Source organism: Legionella brunensis (assembly GCF_001467025.1).
Lineage (GTDB): Bacteria > Pseudomonadota > Gammaproteobacteria > Legionellales > Legionellaceae > Tatlockia > Tatlockia brunensis.
This window is the reverse complement of sequence record NZ_LNXV01000033.1, coordinates 44,826-63,456: the sequence shown is the minus strand read 5'-3', so window position 1 is coordinate 63,456 and position 18,631 is coordinate 44,826. Positions and strand designations below refer to the sequence as shown.

The window sequence follows — 18,631 nt, the reverse complement described above, 5'->3', positions numbered from 1 at the left end:
GTCTTATCAAGATCAAGCCTCATAGATCTTAGTTGATTGTTAATTTTCAGATTTAATTCCTTCCCTTTCCTGCCATTTTTTCAATAACTTTTGCTTTCGCTCAGGATAGCGTTCAGCTACCTCAATTAGTTTTCTTACCCTATCCACTCTAAAATAGCGAAATTCGTGTCTTAATTCACACCAGGCAATAATAATACGCACAGACTCAAAAAACCCCAGTGCGAAAGGCCAAATTATGCGTTCAGTTTCATTATCTTGCTGATCAAAATAAGTCATTCGAAGTTTGTGTTCGACTCGAATTACCCGACGAATGAGAGCAAGCTCACTATCTCTATCAGCTACAATCGGGCTGGGAGCAATTAATAGCGTTGTAGTATCAGCTTGATGACGAAGATCATTGGGTAAAACCGCTGTAATCTTAGTTAATGCATTATGGGCAGCAGAGCTCAATTTAATATCGGTTCTCTTAGCCACCCAGCGAAAACCAAGTACTAAAGCTTCTATCTCCTCCTCCGAAAACATCAGTGGCGGCAACATAAATCCAGGGCGCAATAGATAACCCACTCCTGGCTCGCCATCAATTTGGGCTCCCTGAGCTTGCAGACTCGCAATATCTCGGTAAAGAGTACGCAAGCTTATACCAAGCTCAGCTGCAAGTTTAGCACCACTAATTGGGTAACGATGGCGACGCAAAATCTGGATTAACTCAAAAAGGCGTTCACTGCGAGACAATTGATATTCCCTGGGTTGAATAAATTTTCTTAAAAATGAGACTTATTTTGTCAGGATTTCCCTTTAATTTCTAATCTTTCGTTTCAGACAGAAATAGTGATATTAGACTTTTTAATTTTTGGTAATGACTTCCCTGCCAATAAATTCTGTGACAGCTATTACAGCACATAAAGTTTTGATAATACTGTTGAGTTAATGGCAGAAGAGTTGCAATAATTTCCTCTTTTGTAATAGCACTTAGCAATCCATTACATTCCATACATCTGGAAAAGGGTTTGCACTGCGTATACAAATCAAATCGGTTTAATATTTCCTGAGTTTGTTTAACTGAATTTTGATTTCTTATCCAATAGCCATGAGTAACTTTTTTATGTTTAAGCAATCCTATATCTCGAGTTAATACAATTCTTTTTTCAATCTTGCTTTGCTGCGCGATATGAGCATCTGAAGTTTCTTTGCTATACATCGTATCAAAACCTAATAAGCGTAAATATTTTGCGAGCTTCCCAAGATGCACATCAAGAATAAAACGCGTTTCTCTTAAGGGTTGCGGTCTGATACGAACAAGTTCGGTAACATCGAACGCTTCAAACATGGGATAGACAGAAATTCGATCACCATCTTGAACTTGGTAGGTCAAATCGACTGATTGCTGATTCACCAAAATCAACTCGATCTCAGTATGAGGTACTCCTAGAGATTCAATAACATCTTTAATGGCAGCTTTAGAGCGAATACTATGCATAAAGCATTTTTTACGCCTCTCGATAGGAAGAAAATCATTTAGCTCTTCATAAAAACGCAAATAGAGATGAATCATATCAGAGTCTTTTTTAAGGGTATTTATCTAATATCTGCGGAGAAAAAAGATAAATTACAAGCTGGGCGCTAATAATTTTAAATAGTTTAATCTCAACTTTAGTCATTTTTACGAATCCCCGTGGCTTTGACCAAGGTCTATAAAGAAGGACATTTAATATTCAAAGTCACATAAAATAATCGAACTATGATAAATGCATCACCTAGACACAGCAATCGATACTGCAGTGATTCGGGGAAGTAAAAAATAGCCAAATAATGTGCTTCCTTAAAATTGGCTTTCGTTAATTGAATTGAAGGCAGGCATAGTTAGAATTAGACTCTTCTTAGGTATGAATGATTATATGACACTATACTAATAATGCCCGAAAATTTTGGGGATACAAGGACATGAGTGAGCAACAGGATCATGTGACATTAGAAAACGTTTCTTTAGATAGAGAATTAGAGCTAGCTATCAATCTAAGCCAGCAAGCAGGCTCATTGGTACAAACCATTCGCGTCAAAGGGTATAAAGTCTATGACAAAGGGAGGCATTTAGGACTAGTTACTGACGCTGATAAAGCAGCTAGTCAATTACTCTTGAAAGAAATTGCGCAAGCTTTTCCTAATGATCTGATTATTTCTGAGGAAGAACCTATCCCCCCCGAAGACAGCAATGCAAAGCGTATATGGTTTATTGACCCTATTGATGGCACAAACGATTTTATCGCGGGCAGTAATGAATGGTCAATTATGCTAGGCCTTGCCATTAACGGGAAGCCTTGTTTAGGGGTCGTTTATCAGGCTGACACGAATGAGCTTTATTATGCAACGCAAGGTAAAGGTGCATTTTATTCCAGTTCGAAAGAAACATTGAACTTACAAGTGAGAGCTATTTCTGATTTGACACAAACCATTTTGATACAATCCCGCAGTCATTGGAGTTCTAAGGCACAGGAGGTAGCCAACCAATTAGGAATTTCCCACACCTTAAAATACGGTTCTCTAGGACTTAAATTAGGGAAAATTGCTAAAGGTGAGGCTGATCTTTATTTTAACTTCTCTGGTCGCTGTCATTTGTGGGATCTCTGTGGCCCTGAAATTATTCTACAGGAAGCCGGTGGGAAAGTCCTTCTTGCATCAGGGGAGCAAATTATTTATGGTCAAGGTGAAACGCTTGTTAAAACCAATTTTGTGGCCGCCACTAATAAGTTAGCAAACAAAATTTATCATGTTTTGAAGTGAGGAGTTTAATATGGGAATTAAGCTTTTTGCACTGAATGCATCCCTGGATTGGGGGCAGAAAATAGCGTCTCACCTACAGCTTGGACAACCTTCACTTCATGAAGAAAAAGAATTTGAGGATGGTGAGCATAAGGTTCGCTCTCTTGAGAATGTAAGAGGGCAAGACGTTTTTTTAGTTCAATCCTTATTTAGCGATGCTAAAGAGAGCGTCAATGATAAACTATGCCGACTTTTATTTTTTATTGGTGCCTTAAAGGATGCCTCTGCTAAACAAATCACTGCAGTGATACCCTATTTTGCTTATGCCCGAAAAGATAGCAAAACTCAGCCAAGAGACCCCCTCACTTTAAGATATATCGCTCAATTGTTTGAAGCTATTGGCACTGATAAAATTCTTACCTTAGACGTTCATAACCTTGCGGCATTCCAGAATGCTTTTCGCATTCCTACAGATCATTTGGAAGGACGAGTCTTGTTCGCTCCCTACATCGCAAATCTCGTAAAAAATGAAGAGATCACCGTTATCTCCCCAGATGATGGAGGCATTAAACGTGCTGAACAATTTAGAGAAACACTTTCAGTACTTCTCAATAGAGATATTAGTAAGGCATTTTTAGATAAAAAAAGAAATACGGAAGGAGTATCTAGTAGTCATGAAATTGTTGGGGAAATTAAAGATGGAGTAGTCATTATTGTTGACGATATTATTAGTACTGGGAGCACAATTAGTCTTGCAGCCGAAACTTTGCATAAAAAAGGAATTAAACGCATTATTGTTTGCGCCACTCATGGTATTTTTGCAGAGGAAGCCAATAAAACGCTTGTCCAATCTCACCTAGAAAAAATCATCATTACCAACAGTGTCACGTCTTATCATTTACAGAAAAACCTTTTGAAAAACATGGTCACTCTCGATAGCTCCCCTTTATTTGCAAAAGCAATCAGGCAAATTCATGAGAATGGCTCCATTACGAATTTATTAGAGGAGGCACCTCTTAAGTCATATTTTTCATAAAAGTTGAGAATATTTCCTCTATTTAGAAGATACAAGATTAAGCCATCTACAGGATAAGATCCTACCCATTATATTTCTCTGAATGTATTTTATTTTTTCCAGACTTTTTCGCCAGGTATAACATCTTGTCTGCGGCTGAAATTACTTTTTCCACATCTGAGGGTATAGGAGGAACAGATACAACTCCTATACTTAAAGAACTTTGCTCAGTAGTATACCTTTTGAATCGAGCTTGTATTCTTTCACAAAGTGAAATTGTCTCTTTGAGTGAACTATTAACTATAATAGCAGCGAACTCATCACCACCAATTCTAAATGTTGCATCATTAGCTCTAACGGTGGTTTTTTCTAGTGCCATCGCCAATTTTTTTAAAAAAATATCACCATAAGGATGGCCAAAATTGTCATTAATCGATTTGAAATTGTCTACATCAATTAAAATTAAATTAAAATCATGATTAATTCTTTTCGCTCGCCTTAATTCTTCAGATAAGCGTTTATCAAAATATCTACGATTATAAAGTCCTGTTAAAGAATCTGTAATGGAAATGCGATTAATCTCGTCTATAGCAGCATCTTTTGCATTATTTGCTTTGTTAAGCTTATCAATTAACTTGTCTTTTTCTTTTCCAAGAATAATGGTTTCATGAAGTAATTGCGAAGGAACCTTGGCTGTAATCATTAGCATAATCACAAATAAAATAAACATGACTGCTAATATACTTTTATCAAGATCTAAAAAAGAAACATTGTAGATAATCAATGGCAAAAACATAGGTAGTAAGTAGGCATAGTAAGCAGGCAGGTAAATAGATAGAGATGCCAAACCACCTGACGCCATTCCTCCAAGAACCAAAGTAATCACATTATGATGCATTTCAGAAAAGTAAGAATAAAAAAAGATATAACATAATCCCCAAAGTCCACCCATGAAAAAAGTGAGACAAATAAATGTATAGAGATAAATAGTTGTATTCCTTGAGGAAATGTATTTTTTTTTTGTTATACATTGCCAACTATAGAGCAAGCGCGTAATACTTAATACTGTAATTGCTAAAAACCAATATGTTGCTGTATTAATTGGTGCTCCACGATATAGCAAATATCCCCAGATAATAGCCGATAGAAAAATATTGAATGGAATAGCTTTAGTTGAGCTTTGAAGTAAAAGTAAAAAACTTTCTTGTTGGATCATAGGTGTCGACTTCATAACTATACTCCTATCCCTGGAGTTTAATTAAAAATCCCATTCTTTGATTTTTATATTTTTACTGTATAAATAAATATAGATGATTTTGAATAATTATTGCACATCTACCTTTGGGAAATAAAATTACCTTAAAAAGCGTTTCCAAATTAATTGATTTTCCGATACATTTATAATTTTGAAACAAACTCATTGTCTTTTATATAAAATCTCAGCAATCTTTTCGACCAATGTTTAGCATACGCTACTCCAATTCGCGTTTTTTTTAAAATAGTAATGCGCGGTTCATCAAAAGACTTGGCTATATAAAAATTATCGCTTAGCAAATCATGGCCGTTTAATTGTTTATCAATTTGCATTGCTCTACATAATAACCCTGGACCTTGGGTACGCTCCCCAATATTGAGGATGGGTTCGATAGCTCGCAAAAGGACAGCCGAACCATTACCCTTTTTTTCCGTAACTACATTAACACAGTGATGAATCCCATAAATTAAATAAACATAAGCATATCCAGGAGGACCAAACATGATTTGTGTCCGTTGCGTTATTCCCTTTGATGAATGAGCCGCAAGATCGTGTTCTCCTAAATAAGCCTCAACTTCAACAATTCTACCTATACGCGCAAGACCATCGATATGATGAATCAAATATTTGCCAAGAAGATCTTTGGCTACAGTAACTGTATCTCTATCGTAAAATTCGCGTGCTAATTTTTGCATGTTTGATATCGAAATCGTGTTAATCATTAATTTCCAAGAAACTCACTCAGTTTAATCTTACTTTTAATCAATAATTATACGACTTAATCAAGGTGAAGAAAGATATCTGAATTCCATTTTGAGTAATTTTAAATCAATAAAACGTAAATCTTTGGGGTTCTCAAATTTATATTTAGTAAAAATGAAGTTTTTTGTCTATTCTTGTAAAGGTACATGATGATTAAGGGAATAAACAAAATGTTAACAAAATCAAAATTAGAATTCTTAGTAGGCCTTGGAATAATAATATTGCCTCTACAAGGTCTAGCCGCTGCAGCTCCCACAGAAATGACCAAAGATGACTGGCTAGGCAAGTTAAAAGCTGTTGCCCCTAGTGTTATCTGTCAGGGCTTTTTTGAAGACGCATCCTTAAAAAAACGCATGGAAGAATTAAAAATAGACAATGACAAATGTATTTCTTTGATTCCTGCGAGTTTTGATAAATGTCAAACCCAATACTACTCTGGTTTACCAGCGACCATGAATAAAGATAGTGCGGCAAAATGGGGACACACCATTGGCGAATGTATCGGTACTGATTTTGCAACTAAATATCTTGTGAGCAATCCTCAAGCTAGTACATCCAGCTCTAGTGATCAAACGACAAGTTCAAGTACTCCATCATCTACGAGCCCAAGTACTCCATCGACAAGCCCAAGTACTCCATCGACAAGCCCAAGTACTCCATCGACAAGCCCAAGCTCACCTATAAGTTCAAGTACCCCAGCTACCAGTTCAGATAGTCAATCTACAGATATCTCTAGAGATCAATGGCTAGCTCAACTCAAAACACTTGCTCCAGCCATGATTTGTCAGGGATTCTTCGGTGATCCATCTCTTAAGAAAAAACTTGAAGATCGTAGTATTGATAATACAAAATGCGTTAACTTAATTCCGGCAAGCTTTGAAAAATGCCAAAATGAATTATATTCCAATCTGCCAACAACTCTTAATTCGGATAGCGCGAATACTTGGGGACATAAAATTGGGGAATGCATTGGTACTGACTTCGCCAAAAAATATTTATTACCCACCGCAACGCCTGCTACCAGCACCAGCAGTCAGTAATCCTTTCCTTGAAGGTTAAAGTTACTTTGGCTTTAGCCTTCAAAGGCTTTTGAAATTATTATCTATTTTTTACTGCAAATGAAGCGATTTGCTACTAAGAGTTTTGCTATATTTAAGATAATCAATTTAATTTTTAACAAAGTATTAATCTATGGTGCAAGTAAATCATTTGATTCATGAGAATAGCCCTTATCTTCAGCAACATGCACATAATCCAGTGGAATGGTATCCCTGGGGAAAGGAAGCTTTTGATAAGGCACAAAAAGAGAATAAACCTATTCTTCTTTCGATAGGTTATGCTGCCTGTCATTGGTGTCATGTAATGGCGCATGAATCTTTTGAAGATGTAGACACTGCATCACTAATGAATCAATTGTTTGTTAACATCAAGGTAGACAAAGAAGAACGTCCTGATTTAGACAAAATTTACCAAACCTCACATTATTACTTGAGCCAACAAGGTGGCGGTTGGCCACTGACTATTTTTTTAACGCCCGATTTGACTCCTTTTTTTAGTGGCACTTATTTTCCACCGGAAGAACGCTACCAAATGCCCAGTTTTAGAAAGATTCTGCATGTAATTGCCAACTTATACCAGAACCAGCAAGAGGATATTCAAAAACAGGGGCAAGAATTAAAAAGAATCTTGCAACACCAAAATAAAACATTCAGCTTATCTCTAAATGCTCAACCATTACAGCTAGCTCTGGATGTTCTGAAGCAAAACTATGACGAACAATACGGGGGATTTGGTGGTGCTCCTAAATTTCCACAAGCGGCTAAATTAGAATACCTATTAAGAAACAATTCCCCCCTAGCCTTGGACACACTAAAACATATGATTAATGGTGGGATTTACGACCACCTGGCAGGCGGTTTTTATCGTTATACTGTCGATCAAAAATGGCATATCCCCCATTTTGAAAAAATGCTTTACGACAATGGCCAATTACTTTCGCTTTATTCGCTTGCGAGCAAGCAATATAAACGGCCTTCATTTAATACCATTATCGCAGAGACCGCAGATTGGCTCATAACAGACATGCAATCCATCGAAGGGGGCTATTTTTCGAGTTTAGATGCTGATTCTGAAGGAGAGGAAGGTAAGTTCTATCGCTGGCATAAGAATGAGGTACAAACATTGTTAACCAAAGAGGAGTATACAGTGATTACCCTCTATTACGGTTTGGATAAACCTCCTAATTTTGAGGGGCATTGGCATTTTTATAGAGCTCATTCACCCAAAAAACTGAGTAAACTTTTAAATGTTCCCTTAGCTGAGATCAATACTTTAATTACTTCAGCAAAGAAGAAACTCCTTTCTGCACGCAACCACAGGCCTCAACCTTTTCGCGATGAAAAAATTTTAACATCCTGGAATGCCCTAATGATTAAAGGTATGTTACTAGCGGGAAATCATCTTAATAACGAAAAATATATCGCTTCTGCACAACAGGCTCTTAACTTCATCCAAACAAAACTTTGGAGTGGCCAACATTTATCAGCCAGTTACAAAAACGGTAATGCTTATCTTTTAGCATACCTTGATGATTATGCTTTCTTATTAGACGCATTAATCACTGCCTTGGAAGTATCATGGAATACCGATCATTTATTATTTGCCATTGAAATAGCAGAAACAATTTTGACTAACTTTACTGACGAAACATCGGGTGGATTCTTTTTTACAGGAGAAAACCACGAAAAATTATTATATCGCCCCAAACCAATGATGGATGATGCTATACCCTCTGGGAATGGTGTGCTAGTGCACTCTCTGTTTATTTTGGGTCATTTGTTAGATGAAATTCGTTACACAGAAGCGGCAGAACAAACGCTAAAAGCTGCATGGACAATGTTAATTCGCTATCCAGCTGAACATTGTTCGTTGTTATTGGGATTAAACGACTATTTAAATCCACCTGAAATTATTATTATTCGCGGAGAACAAGCCGAAGTAAAAATTTGGCGAGCTTGTGCGAAGACAGTAAATAATTATGTATTTGCTATTCCAAGCAAAGCAACAGCATTGCCAGAAGCTCTTGTGCTTAAAAAACCTGAGGGAAAATGTTGCGCTTATGTGTGTAAAGGACAACAATGTCTGGAAGTCATCAAGGACCTTACCACCTTTAAAGCTTATCTTGAAACATCCAGACAATAGGCTTCTTAAGCCCTTCTTTTCTTTAGTATGAATTATTGAGGCAAAAAGAACTACATTGCTGCATGCTCATCTGATTTAACTTTTGCGGAAAGCATGCTTTTCCCTATAATAATCGGCCAGGTTTTCTTGCAAAAATTCCTTTTGCTTATCTTTTGAAGAATGCAAACCTATTTGATTTATCAATCTTACAGTGTGTTTTATCTCATAGAATTTAGCTTTTGTTGCTGTCACCGTTATAAGCGTGTTTGGAGGCTCGGTCTCAAGCCCCATTAGCAATTCTTTTTTCGACCTCCCTCCAAACCTAGTCCGCCCTTTATCATTTTCAGGTATAAATGATTTGTCTTTCAGCACCACGCGTTTAGCATAATAATATTCACCTAACTCTTTTAAGCTAAAAACTTCCTCCTTTTCGTTGGCATAGATATCCAGAGAGGCATTCTTAGGCACTCGCGGCTCATGACAAGCCGCTGGGGGTATTTTCTCGCTACCAAAGACAATATTAAATGCCTCATTGCTCTTGTAAGTTGCATAAATGGCTGTAGTTAAACTTGCAACAGTAAACAGAAGAGCTGGCATTAAAATTGTACCTACTAATAAAAGAGTCACCACCGCTCCCACACCAACAGTCCCTATACCTATCATTGTTGCCGGAGATAGCGATTGCGTCCTTAACCAGTTTAAAAGCTTTGAAACCTCTGAAGAATTGTCACCTTTATAATAATCGATTAAAAACCAAAGAGTTCTATCAATAAGAAAACTTGTAACTACCCCCGATATTACTGCATTTAGAATAATAGCGGCTAAACTTAAAGCAGGAGTAATAACCAGAGGTATAAACATTGGTAATAAACTAAATAAAACGATGAATGCACAAGTAAGTGTCATCTGAGTTTTATGAGTAGCAACATAATGTAAGCAAGGACGAATAAAATAGTGATAAGGTACCAAACCCAGGTAGTAAACTAGCCCCCTACCCAAAGTATAAAGCCAAAAATTACGCTGCCGATGCTCTTCGTTATCCATTACGGTATCAACACCAATAAATTGCGTTTCAGCAAAACCTGCGTAATTGAGCGCATGGTCGATAAATTGATTCGGTCCTTGCTTATGGCGTGGCGGTATTACATGAACAACATCCCAATCCTCTTTCCAAACACCAAACTGCGAAACAGGATCATTACCTTGTTTTTGTATAATTACTTGTGGCTTGATATTGAGCTTTTCCCAATTATCAAAATGATCTTTAAACCAAAAATCATAAAGACCAGCTGGATTAAGAGCATCGACTCGAGATAACTTATCGCCACGATCAATTGCTAAAAGCAATGATAAAGAACCTCCTAAACTAGTACCACAAACATGTACTTTTTTAGTTTGTTTATCGAGCCAATGAAAAAGCCTCTGACGTCCACTTTGATAGAGTTTGTTACCTACAGTCTCAAACCCCTCCAGGTCCGTATTGATTTGCGTTACAAAACCTTGTCCTGCCGGATAGGTCGTCCCCATAAACAATAAGTGTGGCTCGGCCTTATCATCGGTAATAGGTTCTAAGCCATAGGCAAATACCCTATCTTTATCGTTAATAAATAATTTCTTTAAACCGTTAGTAGGTGTTAATTCAATAGGAACAACTTTGTAATCCACTAACCGCCATTCGCCATTAACCCATTGTGGTACTGCTATAGACTCATAGGGATTAATGTCGCTAAATGGAAGCAAGGTTAAGCAGTTGCTAATATAGAGCAGTGCTTGGCGATGTTGTTCGGGAGTTAGAGGAGTATGCTTTTTTAATTGCTCATAGACAGACTGAAATCCCTCCTGGAATGCCAAGCGCATGCCTCGCATTAATTCCCTATCACGCTGAATAAATACAGCTTTAAGAACTTTAACAGAGATAATTTTCTGCCAATCCTCGCGCCAACCCATCATCAAAATTCGCAGCGCATTTCTAGCAATGATCGCGGCATGTCGAGAAGGATTTCCCTCATCCATCACCTCAAAATCATTGCTGTGAAAAAATTGTAGATCTAAGCCTCCAGCATAAAATTCACCTGCTTTCATAAGCATTACTCCCCAATTTCTTAATCCTTGAATTTAAAGTTATTAATCACTTTTCAAAGAGCAGTCATTTCTTTTTTCCGGCAAAAATCCACCCACTTGCGCATCCCACATTGCCTTATATAGCCCTGATTTTGAAATTAAATCATCATGAGTACCGTCTTCGACAATAACACCTCGATCAAAAACTAAAATCCTGTCCATATGCAACAATGTCGATAAACGGTGAGCTATGACTAATGTTGTTTTATCCTGCATTAATGCAAATAAAGAAGCTTGGATTGACTCTTCTGTTAAAGAATCTAATTGTGAGGTCGCCTCATCCAAGATAAGAATCCTGGCATTTTTTAAAATGGCGCGAGCGATTGCTATTCTTTGCCTTTGCCCTCCCGATAATTTGACACCTCGTTCCCCCACCAATGTCTCATAACCGTGAGGTAAATTCATGATGAAATCATGACAATGCGCTTGTTTAGCAGCATCAATTACTTGAGACTCCAAAGCTTGCAGTTTGCCAAAAGAAATATTTTCGAACAAACTGCGATGAAATAGCGTTGGATCTTGAGGAATCATGCTAATGGATTCCCGCAAAGAGTCTTGAGTAGCCAAACTAATATCTTGTCCATCAATTAAAATTCTCCCCTTTTCTACATCAAAAAAACGTAGAATCAAATTAATAAAAGTAGTTTTACCACTGCCGGAATAACCTACTAAACCAACGCGCTCTTTTGGATTAATGATGACAGATTTGTTCTGGAAAACTTTATTCCCTTTTTCATAATGGAAACTGACATTTTCAAAGATAATCTGTCCTTCAGTGACTTCTAATTGTTTTGCATTCTCAGCATCAGTAACTTCAATGGGGCTTACAATCAAAGATAAAGCTTGTCTGGCTACTCCAATCTCACGAAAAAGATCGGCCATAGCATGGCTCAAATACCACATTTGCGTCATGATGGAAAAAAAGGAGCTAAAGATAAAGACCAGATCGCCAGTAGTAATTAGATTACGCTGCCAGAAAGAAATGAGTAAATAAACCATTACTCCCAACATGATTGTTACAGGGATATCCAAAAACAGACGAAAAATATTCATGTAAATAATGAGTTTTTTATTACTAATTGCCTCTTGTTTTTGACTTTTACCAATGTAAGTCAACTCATCATTCCCACGAGCAAATAATTTCACTGCTCCAATATTACCAAGGGTGTCAACAATTCTTCCGCTTAATTCACTTTTATCTTCTGCATTTTCTTCCGAGTAGCGATTTATGTTACGAGCAAAATAAAGACTAATGCCCAACTGCACAATAATCCAACTAAGAAGTAATATGGCAAACCAACCATTAATGGTGGTTAAAATGATCAAAGAAACAAGAATTGCACTACAGGTTGAAATGCCATTCCAACTAATGATCATGCGAATTGCTTCGAGTGCCCGCGGTAAGTCATTGACTTTATTAGCAAGACTTCCTGCCATTTGGTTCGAAAAATAATGATAGGAATGTCTTGATAAATATTCAAATACCGACAAACGAATTTGAGCTTGGAATTTGGGAATCACATAACCCTGCCACCAATTTTGCAGGCGAATAATTAATACCAGTCCAAACCAAGCCGCTCCTCCTAACCATAAGGCAGGCGCTACAGCTGCAAATGCTGAGGCACGATTGTCCTGTTGACTACTGACCCCATCAACAATCATCTTAAGCGCATAGGGAATAATCGTAGTTTCCAGAACAATAGAGATAGGTGCTAAAAAAAAGATAGCAAAAGCAATCGGTTGCTTTTTGATAAAATACAAAAAAAATGCGCCAAGCTTTTTAGGAAGTACGGGATTTTCTACAACGAGGTCATCGGTTGTTAGCGACATAATTAAAAATATTTTTAAAAATGAGCAATACTCTATCACACAAAGGGCATGGCTTCATAATGGCACTTCGACGAATAGTAAGACACAATGGGCATATTGCTTTGTAGAATCTCCGCGATAAAAACCGCGGAGTCCATGACATCAGCCTTAGTGACATCTGTACTAGGCTATGACAGAAAATCCAAATAATATCCCGTGTTGTACAGGGATATTTGAAAAATGCCAACTCTCACCCAAACTGCCTTGACGAAGTTTTGGACTACCCCCAAAAACACCTTGATATAAAAGATTCAAACTAGTAATTTCTGTCAGTGGGTAACCAAAACCTGCTTGTACTTCACCAGCTAATTCTGTCTTATTGCCTATCAAATCAGTTTCCATTTGCCACTGGCGATAGGCAAGGCCTCCTTTGATTTGCGTGAAAAGCAAACTTTCATTGATCGGGGTGGTGTTTGCTGTAAGCAACAGATCGAGCATGGGTTTTACGGTGGTTCTTACTATACCACCACTCAAGACATCCAAGGTATGCACTGGTAGAGCTACTCGCATACGGTTACCATTTTGCACACCAACTTCCAGCCCAAAAGCAGTTTGGCTAGTAGTTAGTAATTCGGCAGCAACTGCCAATCGTCCTAAAGGTGTCTGACCATCATCACTGTATATATGTTGATATTGCCCGTAGCCCAAACTTGCAAGGATAGACCAACGATTACCGTGGGTTTCCTCAAGTGATACTGCCGGTAAGTAAGTTCCTGCCAAGGCATTAAATGATAGAACACACCCCAGCGCGATTGTTCGCGTGCTATACGTCATGCGCTCACCTTTATTGATTAATTACACAAATAAAAATTGATACTACGAGACATTCAATTTATACGGTATTTGTGAAGTTTTTTCCAGAGGATCAAGCAATTTTACTAAGTTTATAAATTTTTGACTATTTAACTATTTTGAATAGCATCAATCATGAGTAAATGTTCTATAGAATGCATGATCAGCATAATTTAATAACTCCAGATCATGGGTACTATCACCATAGGCATAAATAATATAATCATCACGATTTGCGTATATTTTTTCAAATTGCTCAACTTTCCTTTGCCCAAGACAATAAGTATTCCGCATTCGCCCTGTGCTTTCGCCAGTCTCAGAGTCAAACTCCAGCTCTGTACAAATCACCTGCTCTACATTGTACTGTTTGGCCCAAGGCTTCAAATAAATATCTAGCGCACCACTAATAATCATACAGTTGTGTCCATTATCTTGATGAAAATTCAAGCGTTTAATAGCCTCATGTCGAAGATATCTAGCCAGAATATGTGAAATAAAATGTTGCGCTTGAGTTTGCAATTCTTCGCGAGTAAGCCCTGTCAATAAGAGACTGTCCAAGTAAGCACCTCGTGGCAAATCCTGAGTAAATTGCAATTTGCTCAAGCCATGATGACAATATTCTATGAATAAACCACTCAATAACTTCGGTAAACCAGCCAACTGACGGAAAAACATTAACCTACTCGATGCCCCTGTCGTTAATGTTCCATCAAAATCAAATATGGCAATTATTTTTTTTGTCATGTTACTCACCAAATTATTAGGTATAAACTCTCAATTCAGAATACAATTCAACTGCTAAAAAGGTACCTAACTGCACCATAAACGATTGTGACTTACTTACAACCATATTTTGAGTTTATGGGCTACTCCTTGTGATTTTAGATTTCTTTTGCATCGACTAAGACCCCCATCAGCAATGCAGGCTCTTTACCTTTATTTATCCAATAATGGTTCGTTCCGCGTTGCACAATGGCATCGAAAGGCTTTAGATTGACTTCGTCTTTATCTAATAAAAGTGTTACCTCTCCTTTAAGAACAACCACATAATCAATGCTTTTAGTGGTATGCATCATAGGATTACGGTTTGTATCTACTCGACAGTGTGTCGCTCCTGCCGCAGCAAAAGCGTCTGCTGCTTTTTGATTGGCCTCTTCAGTAGATAGATTGGTTTGTACTGGGGGAATTTCAAAAAAACGAAATAGAGTTCCATTAGTTGACGGTTCTAAACGAGTAGGCTTGCCATCAAGGATGTTATGGCCTTCGATTGAGGCAGGCATTTGATCAGTTGCCCAAAAATCAAAAATTCCTAACGGCCCCATTGCAATCTGTTGATCCTTTGCAATAAAGGATTTGCCATCTACCCCTTTTGCAGTAACAACACAGCGAACTGTAGTTCCCATAGCCTTGTCCTTAAATATTATTTATCTTTTATTAACTTAGGACAGAAATTTTGTTAAATCCAGACTATAAGGCGAGTTACCACTACTCATCTACCGGATAATTTTTGAAATGTTATATAAAAACAAATTAGATAATGATTTCTATAACCAAGTAGCGTAGACTAAAAAATTAATCATCAAATAATATAAGAATCCTCACCCTATTGGAGTTGATATGAGAAAGACAAGGATAGCTGTAGTAATTATTTTGTTAACCCTGCTTGGTCTTTCAACTTTCCTCAGTGCTTGTTCTGAAACCCAAAACAAACCAGCATCAGAAGAAGATTACGGAGGCGGCGGTGTTGGAGGCTATGCAGGAACAGGTGGCGTGGGAGGTAGTGGCCGCTAGTATTTTAAATCAGTCTATGTCAGCATCGTTGACATAGACTTTATCATCAAAGAAGCAATCCTATGGAACTACAAGGCTCTTGTCATTGTCAATCAGTTCGTTTTAACTGCAAAACACACTCCCCCTACCCTTACATGCGTTGCTATTGTTCGATTTGTCGTAAAACTGCGGGAGGTGGTGGGTATGCAATTAATATAATGGCCGTAGCAGACAGTTTGAAAATTGAGGGGGAAGAGTTTATCTCTATTTATCAAGCGCGTCTTACTCCAAGTAAGAAAAGCAATTCAGAAGTCAGCTCAGGACAACGGCATTTTTGCAAACATTGTGGCAGTTTTTTATGGTTATTTGATCCGCATTGGCCTGAGCTTATTCATCCATTTGCCTCGGCCATTGATACCCCTTTACCCAAACCTCCGGAAACAATTCACATGATGTTAGCTTATGCAGCTAATTGGTGTGAGATCCCTCAAGGAAAACAAGAGATTCATTATAAACAATATCCGCCGCTGTCAATTGAAGAATGGCATAAACAGCATAACTTATGGGTTGAAGGATAAATATCAACTACCTATATCTTATGAATTTATCCTATATCAATCAACAAAGTTAACTTCAACTTGCTTTCCTAAGGCCTTTGCAAGCGCAACAAGATTTTTTAAGTTTAAGTTTGCATTTTTTGAATCTAGAAACCTGTTAAGCTGTGAAACATTTATCTTCATTTGTTTGGCAAAGTCTGTTTTTGATAACTTATTTTCTTTAAGATATTCCGCAATTTGTTTAATAAGAGGTCGTTTTATGGCTAGCACTTCCATTTCTACCCATAAATTTTCTTCCTCTAGAAACTCATCGAACGAACTGCCAATATAATCATTCATATTATCCTCCCCCGCTTTTTAAAGCATTATCTTTACGCTCATGTGCTATCTCCAAATCCTTCGGCGGGGTCTTACGACTCTTCTTAAATAAACCGTGTAATAAAATCATATTATTTTTATCAGTTGTAAAAAAAATTCTTGCTGTTTTATTTTCAGTGACATCAGAGCGAACTTCCCATAATTTTTTGTCTAAATATTTCACTTTAGGCATGCCAATAGGCCAATGATATTCAACTTCGCGTATGTCCTCTCCAATAATTTTTTTATCAGACTTACTTAATAGTTTTAGCCAGGCCCTAACTGGTTCAATGCCATTGGGCTTACGATAAAAAACTGCTGTAAGAATTTTTCGCAAATACATTTTAAGATAATCAGAAAGCAACTCGAATTAACATTATACAAGAAGAAAGATAAATATCATCTTCCTTACAATCTCTCTTTGTGTCAGCGGACAAACCTTGATCTTAAGCCCAAGAAAAGCGATCATTTTCCTTTTTGATTGTAAAGGAGTTGGTGTGCAACACGAAACAATGGAATATGATGTAGTCATTGTCGGCGGAGGACCTGCAGGATTATCTGCTGCTATAAAGCTCAAACAATTAGCTGCAAAAGACAATAAAGAATTAAGTGTTTGCATCCTTGAAAAAGGCGCTCAAATAGGTGCTCACATCTTATCTGGGGCTGTACTTGAACCAAGAAGTCTACAAGAACTATTACCCGAAAATTGGCAAGAAGCACCACTCGATACTCCAGTAACACAAGATGATTTTTATTTCTTAACTAATAAACGTGCTTTTCGCCTCCCTACTCCAAAACCAATGCAAAATCACGGTAATTACATTATTAGCCTAGGAGAGCTTTGCCAGTTTCTAGCAACTCAGGCTGAAAATTTGGGTTGTGAAATATACCCAGGATTTGCGGCAACAGAGATTCTTTATAATACTCATGGCCAAGTCATTGGCGTTGGCACAGGTGATGTAGGTATTGATAAAACTGGCGAGAAAACAGCACATTATCAACCTGGAATGCATTTGCATGCCAAACAAACGCTTTTTGCCGAAGGCTGTCGAGGTCAGCTCAGTCAAAATTTGATGCGACGCTTTCACTTACGTGATAATGTGCAGCCTCAAACATATGGGATTGGAATTAAAGAAGTTTGGCAAGTTACCCCCGAAAAACATCAACTCGGTAGAGTCATACATACCGTTGGCTGGCCACTAGACAACGCCACTTATGGAGGCTCATTTATTTATCATCTATCAAAAAATCGCGTGGCTCTTGGTTTCGTGATCGGGTTGGATTACAAAAATCCCTGGCTAAACCCTTTTGCTGAGTTACAACGCTTTAAAACTCACCCAATGGTAAGTGAATTGTTAATGCAAGGAGAGCGTCTAAGTTATGGGGCTCGAGCTCTTAATGAAGGTGGGTGGCAATCCATTCCAAAGCTAACTTTCCCAGGCGGCGTTCTTATTGGTGATGCAGCTGGTTTTCTCAATGTCCCTAAAATCAAAGGTATTCATGCTGCCATGAAGTCCGGAATGCTTGCAGCAGAAGCTTGTTTTGAGACTTTCAATCGCGAAGAAAGTGAATCACAAGTCGAGTTAAAGACTTATCCTGAAAAAATGAAGCAATCCTGGTTGACAGAGGAACTATATAAAGTAAGAAATATTCGTCCCGGCTTCAAACATGGTCTTTGGATAGGTTTGGCGAATGCCGCTTTTGAAACTTATATTACTCGCGGCAAATCACCCTGGACAATGAAGCATCATGCCGACCATACCACCCTTACCCCTGCTGCGAAGGCTAAGAAAATTGACTACCCTAAGCCAGATGGCGTGTTAACTTTTGATAGATTATCTTCCGTTTATTTATCAAATACCTATCACGAAGAAAATCAACCCAGCCACCTAAAACTTCGCAATGCTAAACTTGCAATAGAGGTTAATTATGAGCAATATGCATCCCCTGAGACACGTTACTGCCCTGCTGCAGTTTATGAAATAGTCGAGGTAGAGGGTAAACCGAAACTACAGATCAATGCTCAGAACTGCATCCATTGCAAAACCTGTGATATTAAAGATCCTCGTCAAAATATTATCTGGCAAGCCCCTGAAGGAGGCGGTGGACCTAATTATGTTGGAATGTGAATAAATTCAAAACTAAGAGTATGGAGCTGTATTAGTATTCTTCTAGCAGCTCCCTCATTTTCTGAAG

General features: G+C 37.8%; 18 protein-coding genes. 7 read left to right on the top strand and 11 right to left on the bottom strand.

Features of this window, described 5'->3' with window-relative positions:
* Window positions 1–39 precede the first annotated feature (39 nt).
* Both Lbru_RS11565 and Lbru_RS11560 read right to left on the bottom strand, forming a co-directional pair.
* Entirely contained in the window at window positions 40–732 is a 693-nt protein-coding gene (locus tag Lbru_RS11565) for a helix-turn-helix transcriptional regulator (protein WP_058442295.1), read from the bottom strand.
* A gap of 70 nt (window positions 733–802) precedes the next feature.
* Window positions 803–1,552 carry a Mut7-C RNAse domain-containing protein gene (locus Lbru_RS11560; RefSeq protein ID WP_058442294.1) on the bottom strand — a complete coding sequence of 250 codons (750 nt, stop codon included), beginning with the start codon at window positions 1,550–1,552 and terminating at the stop codon, window positions 803–805.
* Between the two features lie 389 nt (window positions 1,553–1,941).
* On the opposite strand from Lbru_RS11560, the gene Lbru_RS11555 reads away from it, so the two are divergent.
* Both Lbru_RS11555 and Lbru_RS11550 read left to right on the top strand, forming a co-directional pair.
* Window positions 1,942–2,778, top strand: coding sequence for a 3'(2'),5'-bisphosphate nucleotidase CysQ family protein (locus Lbru_RS11555; protein ID WP_058442293.1), 837 nt, complete (start codon window positions 1,942–1,944; stop codon window positions 2,776–2,778).
* Between the two features lie 10 nt (window positions 2,779–2,788).
* A complete protein-coding gene (locus Lbru_RS11550; RefSeq protein ID WP_058442292.1) occupies window positions 2,789–3,793 on the top strand; it encodes a ribose-phosphate diphosphokinase in 1,005 nt (334 codons plus the stop codon).
* A 61-nt stretch (window positions 3,794–3,854) separates the two neighbouring features.
* Here the strand turns inward: Lbru_RS11550 and Lbru_RS11545 are convergent, their stop codons facing one another.
* Both Lbru_RS11545 and Lbru_RS11540 read right to left on the bottom strand, forming a co-directional pair.
* Window positions 3,855–4,988, bottom strand: coding sequence for a GGDEF domain-containing protein (locus Lbru_RS11545; protein WP_065235472.1), 1,134 nt, complete (start codon window positions 4,986–4,988; stop codon window positions 3,855–3,857).
* A gap of 182 nt (window positions 4,989–5,170) precedes the next feature.
* Entirely contained in the window at window positions 5,171–5,722 is a 552-nt protein-coding gene (locus tag Lbru_RS11540) for a DNA-3-methyladenine glycosylase (protein WP_058442290.1), read from the bottom strand.
* Window positions 5,723–5,959: 237 nt separating this feature from the next.
* Here Lbru_RS11540 and Lbru_RS16925 point away from each other — a divergent pair, with 237 nt between their 5' ends.
* Together Lbru_RS16925 and Lbru_RS11530 are read left to right on the top strand one after the other, a co-directional pair.
* Window positions 5,960–6,829: a hypothetical protein gene (locus Lbru_RS16925; protein WP_058442289.1), complete on the top strand. Its 870-nt coding sequence runs from the start codon at window positions 5,960–5,962 to the stop codon at window positions 6,827–6,829.
* Between the two features lie 151 nt (window positions 6,830–6,980).
* Window positions 6,981–8,990, top strand: coding sequence for a thioredoxin domain-containing protein (locus Lbru_RS11530; RefSeq protein ID WP_058442288.1), 2,010 nt, complete (start codon window positions 6,981–6,983; stop codon window positions 8,988–8,990).
* 75 nt (window positions 8,991–9,065) lie between these two features.
* On the opposite strand, the gene Lbru_RS11525 is transcribed toward Lbru_RS11530, so the two are convergent.
* From Lbru_RS11525 to Lbru_RS11505, 5 genes are all read right to left on the bottom strand, one after another.
* Complete coding sequence (locus tag Lbru_RS11525) at window positions 9,066–11,051, bottom strand: hypothetical protein (protein ID WP_131793585.1); 1,986 nt, start codon at window positions 11,049–11,051, stop codon at window positions 9,066–9,068.
* Between the two features lie 42 nt (window positions 11,052–11,093).
* On the bottom strand, window positions 11,094–12,920 hold the full coding sequence (locus tag Lbru_RS11520; RefSeq protein WP_058442286.1) for an ABC transporter ATP-binding protein: 1,827 nt from the start codon (window positions 12,918–12,920) through the stop codon (window positions 11,094–11,096).
* Window positions 12,921–13,082: 162 nt separating this feature from the next.
* Window positions 13,083–13,733 carry a hypothetical protein gene (locus tag Lbru_RS11515; protein ID WP_058442285.1) on the bottom strand — a complete coding sequence of 217 codons (651 nt, stop codon included), beginning with the start codon at window positions 13,731–13,733 and terminating at the stop codon, window positions 13,083–13,085.
* A 147-nt stretch (window positions 13,734–13,880) separates the two neighbouring features.
* Complete coding sequence (locus tag Lbru_RS11510; RefSeq protein WP_058442284.1) at window positions 13,881–14,495, bottom strand: HAD-IB family hydrolase; 615 nt, start codon at window positions 14,493–14,495, stop codon at window positions 13,881–13,883.
* Between the two features lie 137 nt (window positions 14,496–14,632).
* A complete protein-coding gene (locus Lbru_RS11505; protein WP_058442283.1) occupies window positions 14,633–15,154 on the bottom strand; it encodes a cupin domain-containing protein in 522 nt (173 codons plus the stop codon).
* A 214-nt stretch (window positions 15,155–15,368) separates the two neighbouring features.
* On the opposite strand from Lbru_RS11505, the gene Lbru_RS17235 reads away from it, so the two are divergent.
* Together Lbru_RS17235 and Lbru_RS11500 are read left to right on the top strand one after the other, a co-directional pair.
* Entirely contained in the window at window positions 15,369–15,542 is a 174-nt protein-coding gene (locus Lbru_RS17235) for a hypothetical protein (protein WP_157061513.1), read from the top strand.
* Between the two features lie 62 nt (window positions 15,543–15,604).
* On the top strand, window positions 15,605–16,099 hold the full coding sequence (locus tag Lbru_RS11500) for a GFA family protein (RefSeq protein ID WP_058442282.1): 495 nt from the start codon (window positions 15,605–15,607) through the stop codon (window positions 16,097–16,099).
* Between the two features lie 36 nt (window positions 16,100–16,135).
* Here Lbru_RS11500 and Lbru_RS11495 read toward each other — a convergent pair whose 3' ends face one another.
* Window positions 16,136–16,417: a helix-turn-helix domain-containing protein gene (locus tag Lbru_RS11495; RefSeq protein WP_058442281.1), complete on the bottom strand. Its 282-nt coding sequence runs from the start codon at window positions 16,415–16,417 to the stop codon at window positions 16,136–16,138.
* Window position 16,418: 1 nt separating this feature from the next.
* Window positions 16,419–16,778 carry a type II toxin-antitoxin system RelE/ParE family toxin gene (locus tag Lbru_RS11490; protein WP_058442280.1) on the bottom strand — a complete coding sequence of 120 codons (360 nt, stop codon included), beginning with the start codon at window positions 16,776–16,778 and terminating at the stop codon, window positions 16,419–16,421.
* A 154-nt stretch (window positions 16,779–16,932) separates the two neighbouring features.
* On the opposite strand from Lbru_RS11490, the gene Lbru_RS11485 reads away from it, so the two are divergent.
* Complete coding sequence (locus Lbru_RS11485) at window positions 16,933–18,564, top strand: electron transfer flavoprotein-ubiquinone oxidoreductase (protein ID WP_058442279.1); 1,632 nt, start codon at window positions 16,933–16,935, stop codon at window positions 18,562–18,564.
* Window positions 18,565–18,631 lie beyond the last annotated feature (67 nt).

Bases quoted from the DNA above. Each gene is read 5' to 3' on its own strand.
- Lbru_RS11560 (WP_058442294.1), bottom strand. From the start codon at position 1,552: ATGATTCATCTCTATTTGCGTTTTTATGAAGAGCTAAATGATTTTCTT.
- Lbru_RS11555 (WP_058442293.1), top strand. From the start codon at position 1,942: ATGAGTGAGCAACAGGATCATGTGACATTAGAAAACGTTTCTTTAGAT.
- Lbru_RS11550 (WP_058442292.1), top strand. From the start codon at position 2,789: ATGGGAATTAAGCTTTTTGCACTGAATGCATCCCTGGATTGGGGGCAG.
- Lbru_RS11545 (WP_065235472.1), bottom strand. From the start codon at position 4,988: ATGATCCAACAAGAAAGTTTTTTACTTTTACTTCAAAGCTCAACTAAA.
- Lbru_RS11540 (WP_058442290.1), bottom strand. From the start codon at position 5,722: ATGCAAAAATTAGCACGCGAATTTTACGATAGAGATACAGTTACTGTA.
- Lbru_RS16925 (WP_058442289.1), top strand. From the start codon at position 5,960: ATGTTAACAAAATCAAAATTAGAATTCTTAGTAGGCCTTGGAATAATA.
- Lbru_RS11530 (WP_058442288.1), top strand. From the start codon at position 6,981: ATGGTGCAAGTAAATCATTTGATTCATGAGAATAGCCCTTATCTTCAG.
- Lbru_RS11525 (WP_131793585.1), bottom strand. From the start codon at position 11,051: ATGAAAGCAGGTGAATTTTATGCTGGAGGCTTAGATCTACAATTTTTT.
- Lbru_RS11520 (WP_058442286.1), bottom strand. From the start codon at position 12,920: ATGTCGCTAACAACCGATGACCTCGTTGTAGAAAATCCCGTACTTCCT.
- Lbru_RS11515 (WP_058442285.1), bottom strand. From the start codon at position 13,733: ATGACGTATAGCACGCGAACAATCGCGCTGGGGTGTGTTCTATCATTT.
- Lbru_RS11510 (WP_058442284.1), bottom strand. From the start codon at position 14,495: ATGACAAAAAAAATAATTGCCATATTTGATTTTGATGGAACATTAACG.
- Lbru_RS11505 (WP_058442283.1), bottom strand. From the start codon at position 15,154: ATGGGAACTACAGTTCGCTGTGTTGTTACTGCAAAAGGGGTAGATGGC.
- Lbru_RS17235 (WP_157061513.1), top strand. From the start codon at position 15,369: ATGAGAAAGACAAGGATAGCTGTAGTAATTATTTTGTTAACCCTGCTT.
- Lbru_RS11500 (WP_058442282.1), top strand. From the start codon at position 15,605: ATGGAACTACAAGGCTCTTGTCATTGTCAATCAGTTCGTTTTAACTGC.
- Lbru_RS11495 (WP_058442281.1), bottom strand. From the start codon at position 16,417: ATGAATGATTATATTGGCAGTTCGTTCGATGAGTTTCTAGAGGAAGAA.
- Lbru_RS11490 (WP_058442280.1), bottom strand. From the start codon at position 16,778: ATGTATTTGCGAAAAATTCTTACAGCAGTTTTTTATCGTAAGCCCAAT.